This window comes from Paraburkholderia sp. RL18-085-BIA-A, from assembly GCF_046027075.1.
GTDB lineage: Bacteria > Pseudomonadota > Gammaproteobacteria > Burkholderiales > Burkholderiaceae > Paraburkholderia.
Genome location: NZ_JARESU010000015.1, coordinates 75,130 through 97,484, shown reverse-complemented (window position 1 = coordinate 97,484; position 22,355 = coordinate 75,130). Strand labels below are relative to the sequence as shown.

20 protein-coding genes and 1 riboswitch are annotated in these 22,355 nt (G+C 64.2%); of the genes, 14 read left to right on the top strand and 6 right to left on the bottom strand.

All coding sequences use genetic code 11. From position 1 onward, the window contains the following. Window positions 1-20: 20 nt before the first annotated feature. Window positions 21-1,694 (top strand): GMC family oxidoreductase, encoded by a 1,674-nt coding sequence (locus P0D89_RS13505; protein ID WP_408361110.1) that lies wholly within the window; start codon window positions 21-23, stop codon window positions 1,692-1,694. A gap of 30 nt (window positions 1,695-1,724) precedes the next feature. Here the strand turns inward: P0D89_RS13505 and P0D89_RS13500 are convergent, their stop codons facing one another. After that, window positions 1,725-2,720 carry a LysR family transcriptional regulator gene (locus tag P0D89_RS13500; protein WP_408361108.1) on the bottom strand — a complete coding sequence of 332 codons (996 nt, stop codon included), beginning with the start codon at window positions 2,718-2,720 and terminating at the stop codon, window positions 1,725-1,727. Between the two features lie 113 nt (window positions 2,721-2,833). On the opposite strand from P0D89_RS13500, the gene P0D89_RS13495 reads away from it, so the two are divergent. The 6 genes from P0D89_RS13495 (at window position 2,834) to metF (ending at window position 7,987) form a co-directional block, all read left to right on the top strand. Beyond that, the gene (locus P0D89_RS13495; RefSeq protein ID WP_408361119.1) at window positions 2,834-3,292 is read left to right on the top strand and encodes a CidA/LrgA family protein; all 459 of its coding nucleotides are present in this window, start codon (window positions 2,834-2,836) and stop codon (window positions 3,290-3,292) included. Between the two features lie 41 nt (window positions 3,293-3,333). Continuing rightward, on the top strand, window positions 3,334-4,056 hold the full coding sequence (locus P0D89_RS13490; RefSeq protein ID WP_408361106.1) for an LrgB family protein: 723 nt from the start codon (window positions 3,334-3,336) through the stop codon (window positions 4,054-4,056). Window positions 4,057-4,203: 147 nt separating this feature from the next. Then, on the top strand, window positions 4,204-4,968 hold the full coding sequence (locus P0D89_RS13485; RefSeq protein WP_408361104.1) for a glycosyltransferase family 2 protein: 765 nt from the start codon (window positions 4,204-4,206) through the stop codon (window positions 4,966-4,968). Window positions 4,969-5,060: 92 nt separating this feature from the next. After that, a riboswitch (S-adenosyl-L-homocysteine riboswitch) is annotated at window positions 5,061-5,197 on the top strand. A 33-nt stretch (window positions 5,198-5,230) separates the two neighbouring features. Beyond that, window positions 5,231-6,652: an adenosylhomocysteinase gene (ahcY, locus tag P0D89_RS13480; RefSeq protein ID WP_408361102.1), complete on the top strand. Its 1,422-nt coding sequence runs from the start codon at window positions 5,231-5,233 to the stop codon at window positions 6,650-6,652. Window positions 6,653-6,791: 139 nt separating this feature from the next. Continuing rightward, window positions 6,792-7,145, top strand: a complete 354-nt coding sequence (locus P0D89_RS13475; protein ID WP_054040830.1) for a phage holin family protein — start codon at window positions 6,792-6,794, stop codon at window positions 7,143-7,145. Between the two features lie 11 nt (window positions 7,146-7,156). Beyond that, window positions 7,157-7,987: a methylenetetrahydrofolate reductase [NAD(P)H] gene (gene metF / locus P0D89_RS13470; RefSeq protein ID WP_408361100.1), complete on the top strand. Its 831-nt coding sequence runs from the start codon at window positions 7,157-7,159 to the stop codon at window positions 7,985-7,987. A gap of 75 nt (window positions 7,988-8,062) precedes the next feature. Here metF and P0D89_RS13465 read toward each other — a convergent pair whose 3' ends face one another. Next, on the bottom strand, window positions 8,063-8,695 hold the full coding sequence (locus tag P0D89_RS13465) for a class I SAM-dependent methyltransferase (protein ID WP_408361098.1): 633 nt from the start codon (window positions 8,693-8,695) through the stop codon (window positions 8,063-8,065). A gap of 175 nt (window positions 8,696-8,870) precedes the next feature. On the opposite strand from P0D89_RS13465, the gene P0D89_RS13460 reads away from it, so the two are divergent. The 7 genes from P0D89_RS13460 (at window position 8,871) to P0D89_RS13430 (ending at window position 17,582) form a co-directional block, all read left to right on the top strand. After that, complete coding sequence (locus P0D89_RS13460) at window positions 8,871-10,514, top strand: ABC transporter substrate-binding protein (protein WP_408361095.1); 1,644 nt, start codon at window positions 8,871-8,873, stop codon at window positions 10,512-10,514. Window positions 10,515-10,710: 196 nt separating this feature from the next. Then, window positions 10,711-12,339: an ABC transporter substrate-binding protein gene (locus P0D89_RS13455; protein WP_408361093.1), complete on the top strand. Its 1,629-nt coding sequence runs from the start codon at window positions 10,711-10,713 to the stop codon at window positions 12,337-12,339. 138 nt (window positions 12,340-12,477) lie between these two features. Further along, window positions 12,478-13,488, top strand: a complete 1,011-nt coding sequence (locus P0D89_RS13450) for an ABC transporter permease subunit (RefSeq protein ID WP_408361090.1) — start codon at window positions 12,478-12,480, stop codon at window positions 13,486-13,488. A gap of 7 nt (window positions 13,489-13,495) precedes the next feature. After that, a complete protein-coding gene (locus P0D89_RS13445) occupies window positions 13,496-14,413 on the top strand; it encodes an ABC transporter permease subunit (protein ID WP_408361088.1) in 918 nt (305 codons plus the stop codon). A gap of 1 nt (window position 14,414) precedes the next feature. Then, the gene (locus tag P0D89_RS13440) at window positions 14,415-15,422 is read left to right on the top strand and encodes an ABC transporter ATP-binding protein (RefSeq protein WP_408361086.1); all 1,008 of its coding nucleotides are present in this window, start codon (window positions 14,415-14,417) and stop codon (window positions 15,420-15,422) included. Beyond that, window positions 15,419-16,438: a peptide ABC transporter ATP-binding protein gene (locus P0D89_RS13435; RefSeq protein ID WP_408361084.1), complete on the top strand. Its 1,020-nt coding sequence runs from the start codon at window positions 15,419-15,421 to the stop codon at window positions 16,436-16,438. The genes P0D89_RS13440 and P0D89_RS13435 overlap by 4 nt, the downstream gene beginning before the upstream one ends. Then, on the top strand, window positions 16,431-17,582 hold the full coding sequence (locus tag P0D89_RS13430; protein WP_408361082.1) for a TraB/GumN family protein: 1,152 nt from the start codon (window positions 16,431-16,433) through the stop codon (window positions 17,580-17,582). Before P0D89_RS13435 ends, P0D89_RS13430 begins: the two co-directional genes overlap by 8 nt. Window positions 17,583-17,584: 2 nt before the next feature. On the opposite strand, the gene P0D89_RS13425 is transcribed toward P0D89_RS13430, so the two are convergent. The 4 genes from P0D89_RS13425 to pxpA form a co-directional block, all read right to left on the bottom strand. Continuing rightward, window positions 17,585-19,387 carry a tetratricopeptide repeat protein gene (locus P0D89_RS13425; protein WP_408361080.1) on the bottom strand — a complete coding sequence of 601 codons (1,803 nt, stop codon included), beginning with the start codon at window positions 19,385-19,387 and terminating at the stop codon, window positions 17,585-17,587. 214 nt (window positions 19,388-19,601) lie between these two features. Next, window positions 19,602-20,558 carry a DUF979 domain-containing protein gene (locus P0D89_RS13420; RefSeq protein WP_408361078.1) on the bottom strand — a complete coding sequence of 319 codons (957 nt, stop codon included), beginning with the start codon at window positions 20,556-20,558 and terminating at the stop codon, window positions 19,602-19,604. Next, window positions 20,555-21,289 carry a DUF969 domain-containing protein gene (locus P0D89_RS13415; RefSeq protein ID WP_408361076.1) on the bottom strand — a complete coding sequence of 245 codons (735 nt, stop codon included), beginning with the start codon at window positions 21,287-21,289 and terminating at the stop codon, window positions 20,555-20,557. Before P0D89_RS13415 ends, P0D89_RS13420 begins: the two co-directional genes overlap by 4 nt. 310 nt (window positions 21,290-21,599) lie before the next feature. Then, window positions 21,600-22,352, bottom strand: coding sequence for a 5-oxoprolinase subunit PxpA (gene pxpA / locus P0D89_RS13410; protein ID WP_408237418.1), 753 nt, complete (start codon window positions 22,350-22,352; stop codon window positions 21,600-21,602). Between the last annotated feature and the right edge of the window lie 3 nt (window positions 22,353-22,355).

Genomic DNA, 22,355 nt, shown 5'->3' with positions numbered 1-22,355 from the left:
GGCCCACCAGGAGGGAGCGCATGCAATACGACTACATCATCGTCGGTGCGGGCTCGGGCGGTTGCGCGCTGGCGGGCCGTCTCGCTGATAGCTGTCCTGACGCGTCGATCGCGCTGATCGAAGCCGGTCCGCACACCGACCGCAATCTGCTCGTGAACATGCCGGTCGGCGTGGCGGTCGTGGTGCCGAACAAGCTCAAGACCAATTATGGCTATCTGACGACGCCGCAGCCGGGGCTCGCCGGCCGGCAAGGCTATCAGCCGCGCGGGCGCGGCTTCGGCGGATCGAGCGCGATCAACGCGATGGTCTACACGCGCGGCCATCCGCTCGATTACGACGAGTGGGCGCAGCTCGGTTGCGAAGGGTGGTCGTGGGCCGAGGTGTTGCCGTATTTCCGCCGCGCCGAAGGCAACGAGCGCGGCGCCGATGCGTGGCACGGCGATGCCGGCCCGCTCACCGTGTCCGATCTGCGTTACCAGAATCCGTTTTCGAAGCGCTTCGTGCAGGCGGCGCTCGAAGCCGGCTACAAGCCGAATCGCGATTTCAACGGCGCGGATCAGGAAGGGGTCGGCTTCTACCAGGTGACACAGCGCGATGGACGCCGGTGCAGCGTCGCGCGCGCTTATATCTACGACCGCGCGCGTCCTAATCTACACATGATCGCCGACGCAACCGTGCTGCGCGTGTGCTTCGACGGCAAGCGCGCGAGCGGTGTCGAGTTCGTGCGTGGCGGCCGCACCGAAACGCTCGAAGCGCGCGCCGAGGTGGTGTTGGCGGCGGGCGCGTTCAATTCACCGCAACTGCTGATGTGCTCGGGCATCGGGCCGGCCGCGCATTTGCAGTCTTTCGGCATCGGCGTGCTGCACGATGCGCCGGAGGTCGGCCAGAACCTGATCGATCATGTCGATTTCACGATCAACAAGCGCGTGTCGTCGATCGAGCCGACCGGGTTTTCGTTGCGCGGCATCGCGCGGATGCTGCCGCAATTCGTCGACTTCATGCGTCACGGGCGCAGCATGCTGTCGAGCAATGTCGCCGAGGCGGGCGGGTTTCTCAAGAGCCGGCCCACGCTCGAACGCCCCGATCTGCAACTGCATTTCTGCGCGGCGCTCGTCGACGACCACAACCGTCACATGCACTGGGGCCACGGCTATTCGCTGCATGTGTGCGTGCTGCGGCCGCACAGCCGTGGCGCGGTGATGCTCGCGAGTGCCGATGCTCGCACCGCGCCGTTGATCGATCCGCGTTTTTTCAGCGATACGCGCGATCTCGATCTGCTGATCGACGGTGTGAAGATGGTGCGGCACATTCTGGATGCGCCGTCGCTTGCGCTGCACGGCGGCACCGAGTTGTACACGCATGCGGGACAGTCGGATGCGGAGCTGCGCCGGACTATCGCCGAGCATGCGGACACGATCTACCACCCGGTTGCCACGTGCCGGATGGGCGGCGACGCGCGTTCGGTGGTCGATCCGCAATTGCGGGTGCGCGGCGTGACGGGGCTGCGGATCGTCGACGCGTCGGTGATGCCGACGTTGATTGGCGGCAATACCAATGCGCCGTCGGTGATGATCGGCGAGCGTGCGGCTGACTGGATCGCCGCTAGCCGGCGCGATGCACCAATGACGTTGAATACTGCGCCGGCGGATGTGGCCAGCGGCGGGGCGGCGGCCCGAACGGCATCGGCGGTGTAGGGCTGCGGGGAAACGCCGGTCGCAAGGGCATCATTGGCCGGACGGCGGCGGCGTTGGCGTTGGCGCCGACGCGGTTTGCTCCGCGCCAGCGGTCGTGATTCCACTTATCCCAATGCCCGGCCCCAGCATGAAATCGTCGCCGGCCTGGCCGGGCAGCGCATCGCGCGCGACCTGGAGCCACGCGCGCGCGGCATGCGACAGATAACCATTGCGCCGCCAGCCGATCGCCATTTCCCACGGAATCTCCGGCTCCACGACCGGCAGACAGGTGAACTGCGCCGGGTCGAGCCGTCGGCAATACGGCGCCGGCAGCAGCGCGATGCCGACGCCGGCCAGCACCAGCGCCGCCATGAAATCCCAATGCCCGCTTCGCCCGACGATGGTCGGCGCAAAGCCCGCCGCGCGGCACGCGTTCAACACCACGTCGTTGAGCGCGAGACTCTCGCCATAGAACACGAACGGTTCATTGGCGAGTTCGGCGAGCGGCACCTCGTGCAAGTGATCCCAACGGGAGCCGGTGCGCGCGACGAGCCATAACAGTTGGCGCGTGATCGGCAGCACCTCGATATTTTCCGGATCGACCGGTTGCAACACGCCGCCCAGTTCCAGCTCACCGTTGATCAGCGCCGTTTCGATCGCGCGCGAACCCTGCTCGAACAGCTTCAGCTCGATCTTCGGATAGCGCTGGCGGAACGCGGCGATGGCCGGCGTGAACAGCGAGCCGCCCATCGGCGGAATGCCGATGGTCAGCTCGCCGCGGCCCAGCTTGTCGAGATCGTTCAGTTCGGCCTGCAATTGCGCGTGCGCGGCCAGCACCTCCTGACCGCGCTGGTAGACGATGCGTCCGGCGTCCGTCAACACCATCTGACGCCCGTCGCGCAGCAGTAGCGGCGAGCCGATTTCGTCCTCCAGCGACTTGACCATCTTGCTGATGGTTGGCTGCGTGACGAACATCAGCGCGGCGGCGGCGGTGAAGCTTTGTTGACGAACCACCTCGACGAAATACCGCAGCGCACGTAGTTCCACGATCTCGGGCTCCAAAATTCCAAATTGGAATGATTTGGATGATTGTAAGTCATTATATTTATGCTGCGGTGCAACCTATACTGACTTTCATCCGAAGTCACCCAGGGATTGTCATTACGACGCCAGTTTTCGCACGTTTCGCCCAGGCCGGCCGCACACGCGGCGCGCTGCGCTTCGCGCGGATCGCGGCGCAGAGCGCGGCGTTGGCGGGTCTGTGGGTCGTCGCCGATTTCGCCGTGCGCACGCTGCATCTGCCGGTGCCGGGTGGCGTGGTCGGTTTGGTGCTGCTGCTCGCGCTGCTGTTCTGCGGCGGCGTCGCGCCGCGCTGGATCAAGGCCGGTGCCGACTGGCTGCTGTCCGACATGCTGCTGTTCTTCATTCCGGCCGCGGTGGCCGCGGTGCAATACGGCGGGCTGTTCCGAGAGGACGGCTGGCGCCTCGGGCTGGTGGTGGTCGGCGGCACGCTGATGGTGATGGTGGCGGTGGCCGTCGCCGTCGAGCAGGCGGCGCGCCTCGAACGGCGCCTCGCATTGCGCCGCGTGATGGTCGCGCGGCACGCGGCGCGCGCCTGATTCTTCCACGCTGATCGATCATTTCCGCCCGAGGTTCGTCGATGAGCACGCTCTACTCGTCCCTGTTCGCCGACGATGCGTCGCGTCTGATCGCAGCCGGCTGTTTCGTGCTGACGGTGGCGCTGTATTTTGCGTCGAAGGCGTTGTACGCGCGCTTCAAATCGCCGTGGCTGACGCCGCTGCTGGCCGTGCCGGCTGTACTCGCAACCGTCGTCGTGCTCGCGCACATTCCTTACCCGGTCTACTTTCAGGACACGCGCTGGCTGATGTGGTTGCTCGGGCCCGCGACGATCGCGTTCGCCGTGCCCATCTACGAATACCGCGAATTGCTGAAACGCCACTGGATTTCGCTGACCGTCGGCGTGACGGTGGGGATCGTCGTGGGGGTCGGCGGGTCGCTGATGCTCGCAAAGCTGCTGCATCTGTCGCCGGAATTGCAGCGCAGCCTGATGACGCGCTCGGTGTCGACGCCGTTCGCGCTCGCCGTTTCCGACCGGATTCACGCGCCGAAAGATCTCACCGCGCTGTTCGTGATCGCCACCGGCGTCTGCGGGATGCTGTTCGGTGAACTCGTGCTGGGACTCGTGCCGCTGCGCACGCGGCTCGCGCGCGGTGCTCTGTTCGGCGCGGCGGCGCACGGCGTGGGTAGCGCGAAAGCGCGCGAACTCGGCAGCGAAGAGGGCGTGGTCGCCAGTCTGACCATGATGATCGCCGGCGTGGTGATGGTGCTGCTGGCGCCGATGCTGGGGCTGTTGCCGATTTGAGCTTGGGTGCGGCGGGTGCCCGCTAATCTGCCGAGCAGTCGAGCCGTTATCACCCCGCCACGCCGCGCCTGCATTTCAGGATAGACGTTGGCGAAAGGCAGATAAGATCGACGGCCTTTCGTCGTTCGGCCGTACGCGCCTCGATCCATGACGCCCATTTCGATCCTCATCCCCTGCTACAACGGCGCGGCGACGCTCGCGCGTGCGCTGCAAAGCTGCCTGATCCAGCCGGACGCGGCGCAGATCGTCGTGATCGACGACGGTTCCACCGATGCATCCGCCGACATCGTCGCCTATTACGGCCGCCGCGACCCGCGCGTGGGCCTGCTGCGCATGCCGTACAACGGCGGCGCGGCACGCGCACGCAATTGGGGCGCGCTGCACGCGTCGCAGGATCTGCTCGCCTTCCTCGACGCCGACGACGAGTATCTGCCCGGCGCGCTGGCCGCCGCCAGCGCGTATCTCGCGCAAAACCCGACGGAAGTGTCAGTGCGGCTCGACGTCGAGTACACCGATTTTCCTGCCGAACTGACCGTTCACCCGGACTTCGCCACACATGCGGCGACGCTCAGCAATACGGTGCCGAGCAGCCTGATCATCCGCCGGTCGGTCTACGCGGCGCTCGGTGGCTTTCCAATGGATGACGCGTTTCGACGCCTTGGCGGCGAAGACGGCGCGTTCTCGTGGGCACTGCGCGAGATCTTCGGCAACCGGCGTCTGGACGATGTGAAGCGCGTGCGCATGCATTACCACGCGGGCATCCATGCCGAGCGTTACTTGCGCGTCGCGCTCGGGCTGCAGGTACCCAGCCCCGCCGACGTGGCGGACGCGTTTCGCTTCTCGAGACAGTTCCTCGACACCGCTCGTGCGCATGTCAGGCAATTGCGCGCGGCCAGCGTGATTGACGGCTGACGCCGGGCGCGCCCGCTTCAACCCGCCGCTCCGAAAATCCGCACCGCGCCCCCACGCCCCGAAGCCATCTCGATTTGCTACAATCGCCGTTCGTCTTCGAGGAGCGTTGCGACGGGTACCGCGAATCAGCATATTCGCCGGCCGCCCGCCAGGCTCGAAGGCTTCAATCGGAGGGCTCGGATGCGCATCGCGCTGTCCCATCCACCGCATCGAACCGCGCTCACGTCAAATTTCTAGTCAATTTCTTAGAAAGGAGGGCGTGATGAACGCCGCAGTTATCGACTCGCAAGCTTCCAAAGACTTTATCGTTGCCGACATGTCGCTCGCCGACTGGGGCCGCAAGGAACTCACGATTGCCGAGACGGAAATGCCCGGCCTCATGCAAACGCGTGAAGAGTACAAGGCGCAGCAGCCGCTGAAGGGCGCGCGCATCGCCGGTTCGCTGCACATGACGATCCAGACCGGCGTGCTGATCGAGACGCTCACCGCGCTCGGCGCCGATGTCCGCTGGGCTTCGTGCAACATCTTCTCCACCCAGGATCACGCTGCCGCTGCGATCGCCAAGGCCGGCACGCCGGTGTTCGCGTTCAAGGGCGAATCGCTCGACGAATACTGGGAGTTCTCGCACCGCATCTTCGAATGGCCGAACGGCGAGTTCGCCAACATGATCCTCGACGACGGCGGCGACGCCACGTTGCTGCTGATCCTCGGCTCCAAGGCCGAGAAGGACCGTTCGGTGATCTCGAAGCCGACCAACGAGGAAGAAGTCGCGCTGTACAGGTCGATCGCCAAGCACCTCGACGCGGACCCGACCTGGTACTCCACGCGTCTTTCGCACATCCAGGGCGTGACTGAAGAGACGACGACCGGCGTGCACCGTCTGTATCAGATGGAAAAGGAAGGCCGCCTGCCGTTCCCGGCGATCAACGTGAACGACTCGGTCACCAAGTCGAAGTTCGACAATCTGTACGGCTGCCGTGAGTCGCTGGTCGACGGCATCAAGCGCGCGACCGACGTGATGATCGCGGGCAAGATCGCGGTAGTCGCAGGTTACGGCGACGTGGGCAAGGGCTGCGCGCAATCGCTGCGTGGTCTGGGCGCCACCGTGTGGGTCACCGAAATCGATCCGATCTGCGCACTGCAGGCGGCGATGGAAGGCTACCGCGTCGTGACGATGGACTACGCCGCGGACAAGGCCGACATCTTCGTGACGGCCACCGGCAACTACCACGTGATCGGCCACGACCACATGAAGGCGATGCGCCACAACGCGATCGTCTGCAACATCGGTCACTTCGATTCGGAAATCGATATCGCATCGACCCGCCAGTACCAATGGGACAACATCAAGCCGCAAGTCGACCACATCATTTTCCCGGACGGCAAGCGCGTGATCCTGCTGGCTGAAGGCCGCCTCGTGAACCTGGGCTGCGCGACCGGCCACCCGTCGTTCGTGATGTCGAACTCGTTCACGAACCAGACGCTCGCGCAGATCGAACTGTTCACGCAAGGCAAGAAGTACGAGAACAAGGTGTACGTGCTGCCGAAGCATCTGGACGAGAAGGTTGCCCGCCTGCATCTGGCGCGCATCGGCGCGAACCTGACCGTGCTGTCGGACGAGCAGGCCGGCTACATCGGCGTCGACAAGAACGGTCCGTTCAAGCCGAACCACTACCGCTATTAAGCACGCGGGCGGTTTGAACGCATGACGGTCTGAAAACAGGGCGGCGCGCAATGCGCCGCTTTGTTCGCCATGCCCGCTTTTCTCGCGCTTTTTGCCGCGCATTTTCCCGTTACCGGACATCCGGCCAAAGGAGCTCTACATGACCGTGCTGTTGACCTGGCTGATCAATGCGCTTGCGCTCCTGATCATCACCTATCTCGTTCCGTCGATCCATATCCGCAGCTTCGGCACCGCACTGATCGTCGCGGTGGTGCTCGGATTGATCAACACGATCCTGCGCCCGGTGCTGATCCTGTTGACGCTGCCCGTCACGATCGTCACGCTCGGACTCTTCATCCTGGTGGTCAACGCGCTGTGCTTCTGGCTGTGCGCGTCGCTGCTGAAGGGCTTCGAAGTGTCGGGTTTCTGGTCGGCGTTCTTCGGCTCGATTCTGTACAGCATCGTTTCGTGGCTGCTGTCCGCACTCATTTTCGGCAACCGCAGTCTCGGTTGACCCACTGAATCATGAACCCGATCGAACTTTCATTCGAATTCTTCCCGCCGAAAACGCAGGAAGGCGTCGACAAGCTGCGCGCCACCCGTGCGCAACTCGCGACGCTCAAACCCAAGTTCGTGTCCGTCACGTTCGGCGCCGGCGGCTCGACGCAACAGGGCACGCTCGATACCGTCGTCGACATGGCGAAAGAAGGGCTCGAGGCGGCGCCGCACGTGTCGTGCATCGGCTCGTCGAAAGAGAGCCTGCGCGCAATCCTGAACGAGTATCGCGCGCATGGCATTCGGCACATCGTCGCGCTGCGCGGCGATCTGCCGTCCGGCATGGGCGCAGTCGGCGAACTGCGCTACGCGTCGGAACTGGTGAGCTTCATCCGCGCCGAGTTCGGCGACTGGTTCTGGATCGAGGTGGCCGGCTATCCGGAATACCACCCGCAGTCGCGCTCGCCGCGTCACGATCTGGAAAACTTCGCCAACAAGGTGAAGGCCGGCGCCAATTCGGCGATCACGCAGTACTTCTTCAACGCCGACGCCTATTTCCGTTTCGTCGACGACGCGCGCAAGCTCGGCGTCGAGGTGCCAATCGTGCCGGGCATCATGCCGATCACGAACTTCTCGCAACTGATGCGTTTCTCCGAAATGTGCGGCGCCGAAGTGCCGCGCTGGATCGCGCGCCGGCTGGAGAGCTTCGGCGACGACCGCGAGTCGATTCGCGCGTTCGGGCTGGATGTGGTGACGGACCTGTGCCAGCGGCTGATCGACGCGAGGGTGCCGGGCTTGCATTTCTACACGCTGAACGGCGCCGCGGCGACCAAGGCGATTTGCGAACGGCTGGGCGCTTGATTGCGCTAAAGCGCCAGGGCTAAAAAGCTCGGCCCGGCCTATAAAAAACCCGCGCGGTTGCAACGGCCGCGCGGCCTAGTCCGACAACTTCCGCACGTAAAGCTGATATAGCGGCGCGGAAAGCACTTCCAGCTTGCGGAAGTTCAAATTGACGAACGCATCGATGGCCGGCTTCGGGCATCGCAGCGGGTCTTTCCCCGACGGCAACTGTTCGGCCCACAAATAGTCATCGAACGCGATGATCCCGCCCGCCTTCAACAGTTTGAAACCGAGCACAGCATCGGCCAGCACATCCGCGGCCTGGTGCGAGCCGTCCACATAGACGAAGTCGAAATAGCCCTTCTTGCCCGCGGCGATCAAACGCGCGAGACATTCGTCCGAGTATCCCTTGTGCACGGTGAGTTGCGCGCGCCCCGGATATTTTCCCGCAGCCAGCGTGACGTTGTGGTGAAAGCGCGATTCGACCGCGCTCATGTCGGTCTGCGCGACACCGCCCGCCTGATGTTCGATGCCGCCTTCCCACGTGTCGATGCAATGCAGCTCGATCGGCTGGCGGGGCGCCAGCGTGTCGATCAGATAGCAGGCGCTCGCGCCTTCATACGAGCCGATTTCGACAATCCTGGCCGGCGCGTGGTGCGTCATCAACTGATCCCACACGCCTTTCGCCAGCGCGTCGAACCAGTTGTTGGTGAATTGGTACGAAGTCATCGTGAAAATTAAGGGTCTGCCTAAATCATCCATTATGGGGCGCCGGTTATTTCAAAAAAGATTGCCGCCGACGCCCCGCATCGCGCCCGATAGCGTGGTAAGTCCCTGTTGAAGCTCATTTTTGTGCTGTCTATGATCGAAACGCAGCTGACCCGGCTGCTGTGCGGAGGACGATATGACAGTAACAACAAGGCTGTTTGCGGTTCCCCAGTTCTTGCTGCCCGCGCTCGCCGCTCTCGCGGTCGCAGCGAGCGGCATGACGCCGGTTGCGGCACAGGCTGCCACGCTGCCCGACAAAACCCTCGTGTTCTGCTCCGAAGGCAGTCCGGCGGGCTTCGATACGGCGCAATACACAACGAGCGTCGAATTCAGCGCCGGCTCGTACACGGTCTACAACCGGTTGATCGAGTTCGCGCACGGCAGCACCGATATCGAACCCGGCCTCGCCGAAAAATGGGAAGTCTCGCCCGACGGCCTGACCTATACGTTCTATCTGCGCCACGGCGTGAAATTCCAGACCACGTCGTTCTTCAAGCCGACGCGCGAATTCAATGCGGACGACGTCGTCTTCACTTACCAGCGGATGCTCGATCCCGAGCAGCCGTTCCGCAAGGCGTACGCGGTGCCGTTCCCGTATTTCAACGATCTCGGCCTCGCCAAGAACATCGCGAAGATCGAAAAGATCGATCCGTACACGGTGCGCTTTACGCTCAAGGAGGTCGATGCACCGTTCCTGCAGCAGATCGCCATGCCGTTCGCGTCGATCCTGTCGGCGGAATATGGCGATCAATTGTTGAAGGCGGGTAAAGCGTCGGATATCAATCAATATCCGGTCGGCACTGGCCCGTTCATTTTCCGCAGTTATACGAAAGACGACACGATCCGCTTCGACGGCAATCCCGATTACTGGAAACCGGGCGTGGTCAAGGTGGGCAAGCTGATCTTCGCGATTACCGTCGATCCGGCCGTGCGCCTGCAAAAGCTGAAACGCGGCGAATGTCAGGTGATGTCGTACCCGCGTCCCGCCGACGTTCCGACGGTCAAAGCCGACTCGTCGCTCGCGATGCCGAGCCAGGTGGGTTTCAATCTCGGCTATATCGCGTACAACACCACGAAGAAGCCGCTCGACAACGTACTGGTGCGCCGCGCGCTCGATATGTCGATCAACAAGAAAGCGATTATCGAATCGGTCTACCAGGGCGCCGGGCAGACCGCGACCGACCCGATGCCGCCGACGCAATGGGGCTACGACAAGAACCTGAAAGACGCTCCATACGACACCGACAAGGCGAAAGCGCTGCTGAAGCAGGCGGGCTATCCCGACGGTTTCGAGCTGTCGCTGTGGGCGATGCCGGTTCAACGGCCGTATAACCCGAATGCGCGCCTGATGGCGGAAATGCTGCAGGCCGATTGGGCGAAGATCGGTGTCAAGGTGAAGATCGGCACGTACGAGTGGGGCGAGTACATTCGCCGCGCTCATTCAGGCGAGCATGAAGCGATGCTGATCGGCTGGACCGGTGATTACGGCGATCCGGACAACTGGCTCGGCGTCTTGCTGGGCTGCGACGCGGTGAACGGCAGTAACTTTTCCAAATGGTGCTACAAGCCTTACGACGATCTGATCAAAAAAGGCCGCGGCACCACCGATATGACCGAGCGCACCAAGGCTTATACGGAAGCCCAGGAAATCTTCAAGGACCAGGTGCCGTTCACGCCGATCGCCCATTCCACGGTGTATCAGCCGATCAGCAAGAACGTCGTGGGTTTCAAGATCGACCCGTTCGGCCCGACGCAATTCATGAACGTCGGCCTCAAATAAGCGCGGCGGGCCGCTTTTTTGCTGCGCCAACCCGTTACAGCCGCACCCTCCGGCGCGCGCCGGCGGTGCGGCTGTCCTTATGCCCGAATAGTTTCCGATCGTCAACAGAGGGAATTTCCTCCGCTTGTTGCCGCGAGCCAAGCTCAAGTAATATCGCGCTACGCTGGCGGGAGCCAGTCCTGAACCTGGAGGAAACATGAAGCAAAACAATCTGTTGCGCGCCGCGCGTGTTACGACGCTCGTCGCAGCTGCAGCGGCATCGCTGGTGGGCGCGAACCACGCGCGCGCCGAGATCCCGAACAAGACCCTCGTCTACTGCTCAGAAGGCAGTCCTGCGGGTTTCGATCCGGCCCAATATACGACGGGTGTCGACTTCACGGCCAACACGTTCACCGTTTACAACCGTCTCGTCGAATTCGAGCGCGGCGGCACCAAGGTCGAGCCAGGTCTGGCGGAAAAGTGGGATGTCTCGCCGGACGGCAAGACCTATACGTTCCATCTGCGCCACGGCGTCAAATTCCAGACCACGCCGTTCTTCAAGCCGACGCGTGAATTCAACGCCGACGACGTCGTGTTCACGTTCCAGCGCATGCTGGACACCAACCAGCCGTTCCGCAAGGCCTACCCGGTGCAGTTCCCGTACTTCACCGACATGGGTCTCGACAAGCTGATCACCGGCGTCGAAAAGGTCGACCCGTACACGGTCAAGTTCACGCTGAAGGAAGTCAACGCGCCGTTCATCCAGAATCTGGCGATGGAATACGCGTCGATCCTGTCGGCCGAATACGCGGACAAGCTGCTGAAAGCCGGCAAGGCGGCCGATATCAACCAGTTCCCGGTCGGCACGGGCCCGTTCATTTTCCGCAGCTATACGAAGGACGCGACGATCCGCTTCGACGGCAATCCTGAATACTGGAAGCCGAACGCGGTGAAGATCTCCAAGCTGATCTTCTCGATCACGCCGGATGCCGGCGTGCGCGTGCAGAAGATCAAGCGCGACGAATGTCAGGTGATGAGCTATCCGCGTCCGGCCGACATCGCGCCGCTGAAGGCCGAGGCGACCATCGACATGCCGTCGCAACCGGGCTTCAACCTGGGCTACCTCGCGTACAACGTGACGCACAAGCCGGTCGACAAGCTCGAAGTGCGTCAGGCGCTCGACATGGCGATCAACAAGAAGGCGATCATCGAGTCGGTGTACCAGGGCGCGGGCCAGCTGGCCACCAATCCGATGCCGCCGACCCAATGGTCGTTCTACAAGGACCTGAAGGCCGCGCCTTACGATCCGGAGAAGGCCAAGGCATTGCTCGCGAAGGCCGGCTACGCGAACGGCTTCGACCTCACGTTGTGGGCGATGCCCGTGCAGCGCGCGTATAACCCGAACGCACGCCTGATGGCGGAAATGATCCAGGCCGACTGGGCCAAGATCGGCGTGAAGGCGAAGATCGTCACATACGAATGGGGCGAGTACATCAAGCGCGCGCACGCGGGCGAGGACGACACGATGCTGATCGGCTGGACCGGCGACAACGGCGATCCGGACAACTGGCTCGGCACGCTGCTCGGCTGCGAAGCGGTGAACGGCAACAACTTCTCGAAGTGGTGCTACAAGCCGTTCGAAGACCTGATCCAGAAGGGCCGCGCGACGTCCGACGTGGCCGCTCGCACTACGGCATATGTCGAAGCGCAGAAGATCTTCGCGCAGCAACTGCCGTTCTCGCCGATCGCCCACTCGACTGTTTACCAGCCGGTCAGCAAGAAGGTGGTCGACATGCGCATCGAACCGCTCGGCTACGCGCGCTTCGACGGCGTAAGCATCAAGTAATCCGGCAAGCCAGCCGTAAAACTCGCGCAGTACGCTTTTCGCACGGTTAGAAAACTGGTCGAAATGGTCCGGCGACCGGGGTCACAAGCCCTTGTCGCCGGTTGCGTTTTTTCTTCACCAAGACCATAGGGACGAACCATGTTCCGCTTTGTTTTGCGCCGCATCGGCATGGTGATACCGACTTTCATCGGCATTACGATCCTCGCGTTCGCGCTGATTCACCTGATACCGGGCGACCCCATCGAAGTGATGATGGGCGAGCGCGGCGTCGATCCGGCAATGCACGCCGCCGCCATGCACCGCCTCGGGCTCGACGAGCCCTTGCCGATGCAGTACGTCCACTACATCGGACGCGCGCTGCACGGCGATCTCGGCACCTCGATCATCACCAACACCAGCGTGATGGGCGAATTCCTCGCACGCTTTCCCGCCACCGTCGAACTGTCGATCTGCGCGATGATGTTCGCGCTGATCGTCGGTCTGCCGGCGGGCGTGTTCGCGGCGCTCAGGCGCGGCACGGTGGTCGATCACGGTGTGATGGGCACGGCGCTCACCGGCTACTCGATGCCGATCTTCTGGTGGGGCTTGATCCTCATCATGGTGTTCTCGGTCAAGCTCGGCTGGACGCCGGTGTCGGGCCGCATCGCGGTCGAATACGACATTCCGCACGTGACCGGCTTCATGCTGATCGACGCGATGATGTCCACCGACGAAGGCGCGTTCAAGTCCGCGCTGAGCCATCTGATCCTGCCGGCCATCGTGCTCGGCACGATTCCGCTGGCGGTCGTCGCGCGGATGACGCGTTCGTCGATGCTCGAAGTGCTGCGTGAGGACTACATCCGCACCGCGCGCGCGAAGGGCTTGTCGCCGGGGCGCGTGATCGTCGTGCACGCATTGCGCAACGCGCTGATTCCTGTGGTGACGGTGATCGGCTTGCAGGTCGGCACGCTGCTCGCGGGCGCGGTGCTGACCGAGACGCTGTTCTCGTGGCCGGGCATCGGCAAATGGCTGATCGACGCGATCGGCCGGCGCGACTATCCGGTCGTGCAGGGCGGTATCCTGATGATCGCTACTTTGGTGATCGTCGTGAACCTCGTCGTCGATCTGTTGTACGGCGTGTTGAACCCACGCATCCGCCATACGAGGTAACACGACCATGGCAGACATTCAAAATACAGTCCCACAAGCGGTCACGCCCCCCAGCGGCCGCGCCATCGCCGCCCGTGAATTCTGGGCGAACTTCTCGCGCAACCGCGGCGCGGTCGCCGCCGGCATCATCGTGCTGGTGTTGATGTTCATCGCGATCTTCGCGCCGTTGATCGCGCCGCACAGCCCGATCGAGCAGTACCGCGATTCCGTGAAGATTCCGCCCGCCTGGCTCGACGGCGGCAACTGGAAGTTCATTCTCGGCACCGACGAAGCGGGCCGCGACATTCTCTCGCGGTTGATGTACGGCGCGCGGCTGTCGTTCTGGATCGGCTTCGTGTCGGTCGTGCTCGCGCTGATTCCGGGCATCGTGCTCGGGTTGATCGCGGCATTCTTCGAGAAGTGGGCCGACACGCCGATCATGCGCATCATGGACGTGCTGCTCGCGTTGCCGTCGCTGCTGCTCGCGGTCGCGGTGGTCGCGATCATCGGCCCCGGTCTCGTCAACACGATGCTGGCCATCGCGATCGTCGCGCTGCCCGGCTATGTGCGTTTGACGCGCGCGTCGGCGCAAGGCGAGTTGCAGAAGGAATACGTGACCGCCTCGCGCGTGGCGGGCGCCGGCACATTGCGCCTGATGTTCTCGCAAGTGCTGCCGAACTGCACCGCACCGCTGATCGTGCAAGCCACGCTGGGTTTCTCGTCGGCGATTCTCGACGCCGCCGCGCTCGGCTTTCTCGGCCTCGGCGTGCAACCGCCGTCGGCGGAGTGGGGCGCGATGCTGGCCTCGGCGCGCGATTACATCGACAGCGCCTGGTGGATCGTCACCATGCCGGGTCTGTCCATCCTGATCTCGGTGCTCGCGATCAATCTGCTCGGCGACGGGCTGCGCGACGCGCTCGACCCCAAACTGAAACGGATGGCCTGACATGAGCAATAACCTACTGACCATCCGCAATCTGGCAGTGAACTTCGCCGGCTTGCCCGCTGTGGATCGAATCAATCTGGACGTCGCGCCGGGCGAAGTGGTCGGCGTGGTCGGCGAATCGGGCTCGGGCAAGAGCGTCACGATGATGGCGCTGATGGGCCTGATCGACGCGCCCGGCAAAGTCACGGCCGACGAGATCACCTTCAACGGCAAGAGCCTGCTGAAAGCATCGGCGAAAGAGCGTCGCAAGATCATCGGCAAAGAGATCGCGATGGTGTTCCAGGACGCGCTCACCAGTCTGAATCCGAGCTACACGGTCGGCTATCAGATCAAGGAAGTGCTGAAGCTGCACGAAGGCCTGCGCGGCAGCGCGCTCGACAAGCGCGCGCTTGAACTGCTCGACCAGGTCGGCATTCCCGACGCGAAGAACCGCATCGGCTCGTTTCCGCATCAGATGTCGGGCGGCATGAACCAGCGCGTGATGATCGCAATGGCGATTGCCTGCAACCCGAAGCTGCTGATCGCCGACGAGCCGACCACCGCGCTCGACGTGACGATCCAGGCGCAGATCATGGAACTGCTGATCAAGCTGCAGAAGGAACGCGGGATGGCGCTCGTGCTGATCTCGCACGATCTCGCGGTGGTGTCCGAGGTCGCGCAGCGCGTCGCGGTCATGTACGCTGGCGAAGTAATCGAGACCAACAAGGTGCCGGACATCTTCGCCGCGCCCCATCATCCGTACACGGAAGCGTTGCTGGCGGCGATTCCCGAGCATAACGTGGGCGCGGTGCGGCTCGCCGCACTGCCGGGCATGGTGCCGGGGCGCGACGACCGGCCCCGTGGGTGTCTGTTCGCACCGCGCTGCAAGTACGTGGTCGACGATTGCCTGAAGGCGCGGCCCGCACTCGCGCCGATGCAAGGTCACGCGGAAGTGGCGCGCGTGCGCTGCATCAAACCCCTGAACCTGAGCGGCGACGCCAACGTTCACACCCACGGAGGCGCACGATGAACGCAGTCCACGAAACGCGGCGCCATCCGCACCATGCGGGCGATCACGTGCTGGTCGCCGATAATCTCGCGCGTTACTACACGGTCAAGCGCGGCATGTTCGCGTCCGGCACCGTGAAGGCGCTCAACGGCGTGTCGTTCTCGCTGGAGCGCGGCAAGACGCTGGCGGTGGTCGGCGAATCCGGCTGCGGCAAGTCCACGCTCGCGCGTCAGTTGACGATGATCGAAACGCCCAGCGCGGGCCGGTTGCTGATCGACGGTGAAGACGTGGCCGGTGCCGATCACGCGAGGATCGCAGCGCTACGGCGGCGCGTGCAGATGGTGTTCCAGAACCCGTTCGCCTCGCTGAATCCGCGCAAAACCGTCGAGCAGACGCTCGGCGAGCCGCTCGCGATCAACACGCAACTCAATGCCGTCGAACGCACCGAACGGATCGCGCAGATGATGCGCACCGTCGGCCTGCGTCCCGAGCACGCGAAGCGCTATCCGCATATGTTCTCCGGCGGCCAGCGTCAGCGTGTGGCGATTGCGCGCGCGATGATCCTTGACCCGCAGATCGTGGTCGCCGACGAACCCGTGTCGGCGCTCGACGTGTCGATCCAGGCGCAGATTCTGAATCTCTTCATGGATCTGCAGGAAGAGTTCAGGACGAGCTACGTGTTCATCTCGCACAACCTGTCGGTGGTCGAACATATTGCCGACGATGTGATGGTGATGTACTTCGGCGGCGTGGCGGAGCTTGGCGACAAGAAGCGGATTTTCTCGAAGCCGAGGCATCCGTACACGCGCGCGCTGATGTCGGCGACGCCTTCGATCTTCGAAGCGGATCGCACCATCAAGATCAAGCTGCAAGGTGAAATGCCGTCGCCTTTGAATCCGCCTTCGGGTTGCACGTTTCATCAGCGCTGCCCGTATGCGATCGACCGCTGCCGCAGTGAAGAACCGAAGCTGCGTGAAGTGGATGGCCGTCAGGTGTCGTGTCACCGCGCCGAGGAGGTGGGGGACATGGATGCCTGATGTGGCGGCGGCGCGTCGTCTTGCGCGCCGCTTGCGTGATGGCGGCCGCGGTGCGGCTTTCGCGCGGCGCTGGAGAGCGCGTGCACTGAATGGTGCCGCGCTGTTCGGCGTGTGCTGTGTGCTTTATCTGGGCACAGGACCGCTCGGCGTCGCGCGCGCGGCGGGCGCGGCGGCCAATGCACCGGCCCAGGCGGGGCGCCCGGTGGTGCCGGTGCCCGGCGCACCGGCGCCGCCACGCGCAAGCCTGCCGGGCTTCAATCCACCACCCGCGCCACCTGGCACTACCGCGAGCGGCCCGGTGCGCGCGCAACCAGCGCGCATGCCGTTCTATGTCGCGACACGCGGCACCACCACCATCTACGTGCTGGGCACGCTGCATGTCGGCGATCCCGCCGACTATCCCGCCGCGCAGCCGTTTCGCGCTCAAATCCTCGCTGCTCTCGCCGCGTCGCCGACGCTGGCGCTCGAACTTTCCCCCGACGAACTGCTGGTCTCGCAAGACGACGTGTCGAAGTACGGCGTGTGCCGGCGCGACTGTCTGCCCGGTTTGCTGCCCGAGCCGTTGTGGCACAAGCTGGCCATGCGTCTGCGAGGCAACCCCGCCGCGCTCGATGCAATCAAGAAGATGCGGCCGTGGCTCGCGTCGCTGGTGGTCGAAACCTACGATTCGCTGAGCGCCGGTCTTCAGACCGAGTACGGCACGGAAGCGCAATTGCAGAACGTGTATCTGAAGACGCGCGGCAAGATCGTCGGTCTTGAAACGTTGCCGCAACAGATGCACGCGTTCACGGGACTGTCGCTCGCGCAGCAGCGCGAAATGCTGGCGCAGGACCTGGTGCAGACAGCCGCGCAGAACGTCGCCGACGTGCGTGCGCTGCATCGCCTTTGGCGGGTCGGCGATGCTGATGCGATCGCCGCATGGCAGGCTGCGAAGTCCGAAAATCTGGCGCGCGACAAGCGCGTGTCGGATGCGATCGACAACAGGATCGTCTACGAGCGCAACCGACGCTTCGTGGCGCGGATGCTGCAGATCGCCGCGCCGAACAAGCCGCTGTTCGTCGCGATAGGGGCGTTGCATCTGGGTGGGCCGAAAGGCGTGCTGCAGCTTTTGCGGCAGCGTGGGTTCGTGGTCGAGGCGGGGTGAGGTTACTGCGCCTGTAGAGCCTCGGCCACCTGCGCCACCACCGTCCGCCAGTCTCCCGCCGTCGTTTGGCGGAACAGCCTCATCCCCGGATACCACGGCGAGTCGCTGCGCTCTTGCAGCCAGCGCCAGTCGGAATTGGCCGGCAGCAGCAGCCACACCGGCTTGCCCAACGCACCCGCCAGATGCGCGACGCCAGTGTCCACGGCGATCATCAGATCGAGCTGCATGATCAGCGCGGCGGTTTCTTCGAAGCTGGTCAGATAAGCGGTGAAATCGCGCGCCCGGAACGCTTGTGGCGCGTCGGCCAGTTGCGCATGCGCCGGGCCTTTCTGCAGCGCGTACCACGCGACGTTCTTCAACTCGCTCAATGCGCTCAGGTCGGTGAGCGTCATCGACCGGTAGCGGTCGTTGCCGAACGCGGGGCTACCGGCCCATACCAGGCCCACTCTGCGCTTCGTTTTGTCGACCGGGCTCACCCGTTTGCGCCAGGTCTTGAGCTTCGTCTTGTCGGCGAACAGGTACGGCAGTTCGGCCGGAATGGTGGACAGCTCGGTGCCGACACAGGAGGGCACGCTCATCATTGGCACCCAGAAATCATAGTCACGGGCGGGCTTGCCGCTAAACGCGCGATTCACGCCCGGTATGCGTTCGACCAGCGGCAGCAGCGGCTCGCGCACGCACAGGTCGACCGTCGCGCCGCGCGCTTGCAACACGCGCGCGAAGCGCAGGAACTGGAAGTGGTCGCCGAAACCCTGCTCGCCGACCACCAACAGACGACGCCCGTCGAGCGGCTCGCCACGCCATTCGGCGACGCCCGGCACCGCGAGCGCGTCGTAGTCCTGCTTGCGCCAGCGCAGCGCGAACTGGGCCCAGCCCTGCTTGTAATCGCCGCGCTTGAGCAGCAGCCACGCGAGATTCTGATGCGCGTCCGCGTAGTGAGGATCGAGCGCGAGCGCCTCGCGATAGAAGCCTTCCTCTTCGTCGAGTCGCCCTTGGGCGGCGAGTGACCCGCCCAGGCACACCAGGTGAGTCGGCGTCGGCTTGAGCGCGACCGCGCGCCGGTAATGCGCTTCGGCGCCCGCATAGTCGCCTAGCCGGCCGATCAGGCTGCCCAGATTGACGTGCGCCTCCACATAATCCGGGCGCAGCGCGAGCGCCCGCTCAAAACTGGCGATAGCCGAGTTGTAATGGCCATGCTCGCGATGCGCATTGCCCGAGTTGAAGTGCGCTTCCGCCGAGTTCGCATCGAGCGCGAGCAGATCGCGATAACACGCCAGCGCTTCGTCGAAACGGCCGAGTTTGCTCAGCACCGTGCCCATGTTCAGATGCGCGTCGGCCATCGTGGGGTGCGCCGCGAGCGCGAGCCGGTATTGTTCGAGGGCCTCGTTCAGCGAGCCTTGCGCCTGCAGCGCGACGCCGAAGTTGTTGCGCGCGTCGGCGAAATCCGGCTTAAGCTGCAGCGCCTGGTCGTAGCAGATCATCGCTTCGTCGAGATGGCCGAGCGCGGCGGCCACGAGACCACGGTTGCTCCAGCAGGCGGCGTCGTGGCGGTCGAGTTTGAGCGCGCGGCTCATCAGACTCGCGGCGTCGTCGTGCTGGCCGCGCTGATAGTGCAACACGCCGAAGTAATGCAGCGCGCCCGTGTGCGTGGGATCGAGTGCGAGGGCTTGACGGTAGAGGGGTTCGGCGGCGTCGAGCTGGCCAGACTGGTGCGCGGCGAGGGCCGCGTCGATCAGCGAGCTTACCCGGGCGGCGGCGGGCGGCAGCGCGGCGCGGTTGGCCGCGCTGCGGGATGAATGTTCCATGGACACCTGCTGGGAAGCGCGAGCAACGCGCACTGCACGCGCTGGCGCGGGTGGATGGGGGAGCATCGGCGCGATTCTACGGGCCGCCCCATTCCGCGACGATCGGACGCTTCCTAATTCGCCCACGCGCGATGCGCGATGGATTTACGGCACCGCTGCATCGCAGCGGCAAGCTGCGATGCATCGGAAGAGACCGCCAGGAGAAGCAGGCGTCCTACAGGAACATCAGGAAATTCAACAGGAAGATGTTGATCACCAGCAAGGTCAGCGCAGTCGGAATCTGCACCTTGATCACCGCATTCTTGTCCGGCAGTTCCAGCAGCGCGGCCGGCACCATGTTGAAGTTCGCGGCCATCGGCGTCATCAGCGTGCCGCAGTAGCCGGAGAACATGCCAATCGCGACCATCACCGCCGGGTTGCCGTGAAACACGCCCACCAGGATCGGCACGCCGACGCCGCCCGTCATCACCGGGAACGCGGCGAAGCCATTGCCCATCACCATCGTGAAGAGCGCCATGCCGATGCAGTACACGGCCACCGCGACGAAGCGGTAGTCCAGGCTGATGTAGGACGTGGTGACGTGCGCCACCGCCTTGCCGACGCCCGCGTCGGAAAACACGAGGCCCAGCATGCCGAGCATCTGCGGCAGCACCGCGGCCCACGACAGCGCATCGACTAGCCGGCGCGCCTCCTTCATCGACTGGCCGACGGTGTCGCGCGTCATCACGCAGGCCACCGCGAGCGCGATCACGCAGCCGATGCCGAAGCCGATCAGCGTGACGTTGGCTTTCTCGATCAGCGGCATGCCGCCGAACACCAGATGGCTGGCCGACAGCGTGATGATCACGGTGATGACCGGAATCGTCAGCGCGGGCACGAACAGCTTGTTGCCGAGACGCGCGGCGCTCGCCTTGCGCGCTTCGAGCGACAGGGTTTTCGCCTTGGCCGCCGTGACGCCGCCGAAGCCCGCCATCAGCGCCATCACGATCACCGCGACGCCGACCACTGCCGGCGGCAGTTTGTCGCCGATCAGGAAGATCAGCGCGTAGAGAATCCAGAAGCCGCCTGCGGTGAAACGGCGCGGATGCGCTTTGTCCGTGACGATCATGCCGCCGACGATCAGCAGCACCACGCCCAGCAGCCAGAACAGATAGGTGATGGTGAACGTCATGCTTTGTCTCCCGCGGCGGAGCGTGCCGGCGACGCGGCGGCGTTGCCGCGCAGTTCGCGTTCGAGCCGGCGGTCGAGCAGATACAGCCGGAAGCCGTGCACGATGAACGCGCAGATCGCGGTCGGAATGCCCCACACCGCCACGTGAATCGGCTCGACGATGATGCCGGCTTCCTTCAGGAAGGTCGTCATCAGCACGATCGCGCCGAACGCGACGAAGATGTCCTCGCCGAAGAACAGGCCCACGTTGTCGGTCGCGGCGGCGAACGCGCGCAATTTGAAGCGCACCTCGTCGCTGATCTTGCCGAAGCGGGTTTCGGCCGCGCCTTCGGTCATCGGCGCGATCAGCGGACGCACCATCTGCGGATGGCCGCCGAGTCCGGTCAGGCCGACCGCGGCGGTCAGTTCGCGCACCAGCAGATAAACGATCAGGAGACGCCCTGAAGTGGCCGCCTTGATGCCGCCGATCCACGCTTGCGCGCGCTCGCGCAGCCCATGCCGTTCGAGCAGGCCGATCACGGCGAGCGGCAGCAGAATGATGAGCGGGATGTTGCGCGTCTTGATGAAGCCGGTGCCGATCTCAGCGAGGATCTTTTCAGGCGGGAACTGCGCGGCCAGACCGGTGACGATCGCGGCGACCGCCACGATCAGCATCGGATTGAACCGCAATAAAAAGCCGACGATGATGACCGCTACGCCAATGAGCGGCCATAGACTGACTGTTGTCTGCATCAGGATCTCCAAACAGGGTTTCAACCTCGCCGCGGGTGGCGGCTGACGTGGGCCGGCGCGTGGTATTCCCTACGCCGTCTTGTTGCCACGGCTCTTGATGGCCGCGTTGCTTCGCACTGCACCTGCACCTGCACCTGCACTGCACCTGCATTTGTGGTCGCGACTGTTTTTTTGCTGTGACTGCCTTGCCGCCGCTACCGCAATACGTCCAATACGTGCCGCACCTGGCAAACGCCCCGCTCGAAAGCGGGGCGTTTGAGGTGTCGCAAGAGTCGATTCGCGCTGTCTGGCTCGCCGCCGAAGCTCGCGCTCAGACGCGTGCGGCGTTGGCCGCGTGAACTTCGATGCCGGCGGCCTCCAGCGCGCCGCGAATGCGCCGCGCGAACGCCAGCGCATGCGGACCGTCGCCGTGCAGGCAGATGGTTTGCGCGTTCAGCGGCACCCATTGGCCGTCGACGGCCTGCACGCGCTGCTCGCGAATCATCGCGAGCGTGCGCTCCAGCACTTCGTTTTCATCGTCGAGCAGCGCGCCGGGCTCCTTGCGGGGCACGAGCGACCCATCGGCGCGATAGCCGCGGTCGGCGAACACTTCTTCGATCGCGATCAGGCCCGCGTTGCGTGCCGCCGTCACGAGTCCGCTGTTTGCGAGCGCGAACACGGCGACCGACGGATCGAAATCGTGCACCGCCGACACGATCGCGTCGGCGATCCGCGCGTCGCGCGCGGCCTGGTTGTACAGCGCGCCGTGCGGCTTGACGTGTGCGATGCGCCCACCCTCGGCCTGGGCGATCGCCGACAGCGCGCCGAGCTGATACAGCACGCCCGCGTAAATCTCGCCGGCCGGCAGATCCATTTCCTTGCGGCCGAAATTCTCCGGATCGTTGAAGCTCGGATGCGCGCCGATCGACACGCCTTTCTGCACCGCCCAGCGCACGCATTCACGCATCGCGTTCGGACCGCCCGCGTGCCAGCCGCAGGCGATATTCGCCGAACTGACGAGGTCGAGCAGCGCCTCGTCGGAGCCGCAACCTTCGCCGAGATCGGCGTTTAAATCAATTTCCATGGT

What these genes read in the sequence shown, in the direction of transcription:
- P0D89_RS13505 (WP_408361110.1), top strand. Translation starts at nt 21, where the DNA reads ATGCAATACGACTACATCATCGTCGGTGCGGGCTCGGGCGGTTGCGCG.
- P0D89_RS13490 (WP_408361106.1), top strand. Translation starts at nt 3,334, where the DNA reads ATGAGCACGCTCTACTCGTCCCTGTTCGCCGACGATGCGTCGCGTCTG.
- P0D89_RS13485 (WP_408361104.1), top strand. Translation starts at nt 4,204, where the DNA reads ATGACGCCCATTTCGATCCTCATCCCCTGCTACAACGGCGCGGCGACG.
- ahcY (WP_408361102.1), top strand. Translation starts at nt 5,231, where the DNA reads ATGAACGCCGCAGTTATCGACTCGCAAGCTTCCAAAGACTTTATCGTT.
- P0D89_RS13475 (WP_054040830.1), top strand. Translation starts at nt 6,792, where the DNA reads ATGACCGTGCTGTTGACCTGGCTGATCAATGCGCTTGCGCTCCTGATC.
- metF (WP_408361100.1), top strand. Translation starts at nt 7,157, where the DNA reads ATGAACCCGATCGAACTTTCATTCGAATTCTTCCCGCCGAAAACGCAG.
- P0D89_RS13465 (WP_408361098.1), bottom strand. Translation starts at nt 8,695, where the DNA reads ATGACTTCGTACCAATTCACCAACAACTGGTTCGACGCGCTGGCGAAA.
- P0D89_RS13460 (WP_408361095.1), top strand. Translation starts at nt 8,871, where the DNA reads ATGACAGTAACAACAAGGCTGTTTGCGGTTCCCCAGTTCTTGCTGCCC.
- P0D89_RS13455 (WP_408361093.1), top strand. Translation starts at nt 10,711, where the DNA reads ATGAAGCAAAACAATCTGTTGCGCGCCGCGCGTGTTACGACGCTCGTC.
- P0D89_RS13450 (WP_408361090.1), top strand. Translation starts at nt 12,478, where the DNA reads ATGTTCCGCTTTGTTTTGCGCCGCATCGGCATGGTGATACCGACTTTC.
- P0D89_RS13445 (WP_408361088.1), top strand. Translation starts at nt 13,496, where the DNA reads ATGGCAGACATTCAAAATACAGTCCCACAAGCGGTCACGCCCCCCAGC.
- P0D89_RS13440 (WP_408361086.1), top strand. Translation starts at nt 14,415, where the DNA reads ATGAGCAATAACCTACTGACCATCCGCAATCTGGCAGTGAACTTCGCC.
- P0D89_RS13435 (WP_408361084.1), top strand. Translation starts at nt 15,419, where the DNA reads ATGAACGCAGTCCACGAAACGCGGCGCCATCCGCACCATGCGGGCGAT.
- P0D89_RS13430 (WP_408361082.1), top strand. Translation starts at nt 16,431, where the DNA reads ATGCCTGATGTGGCGGCGGCGCGTCGTCTTGCGCGCCGCTTGCGTGAT.
- P0D89_RS13425 (WP_408361080.1), bottom strand. Translation starts at nt 19,387, where the DNA reads ATGGAACATTCATCCCGCAGCGCGGCCAACCGCGCCGCGCTGCCGCCC.
- P0D89_RS13420 (WP_408361078.1), bottom strand. Translation starts at nt 20,558, where the DNA reads ATGACGTTCACCATCACCTATCTGTTCTGGCTGCTGGGCGTGGTGCTG.
- P0D89_RS13415 (WP_408361076.1), bottom strand. Translation starts at nt 21,289, where the DNA reads ATGCAGACAACAGTCAGTCTATGGCCGCTCATTGGCGTAGCGGTCATC.
- pxpA (WP_408237418.1), bottom strand. Translation starts at nt 22,352, where the DNA reads ATGGAAATTGATTTAAACGCCGATCTCGGCGAAGGTTGCGGCTCCGAC.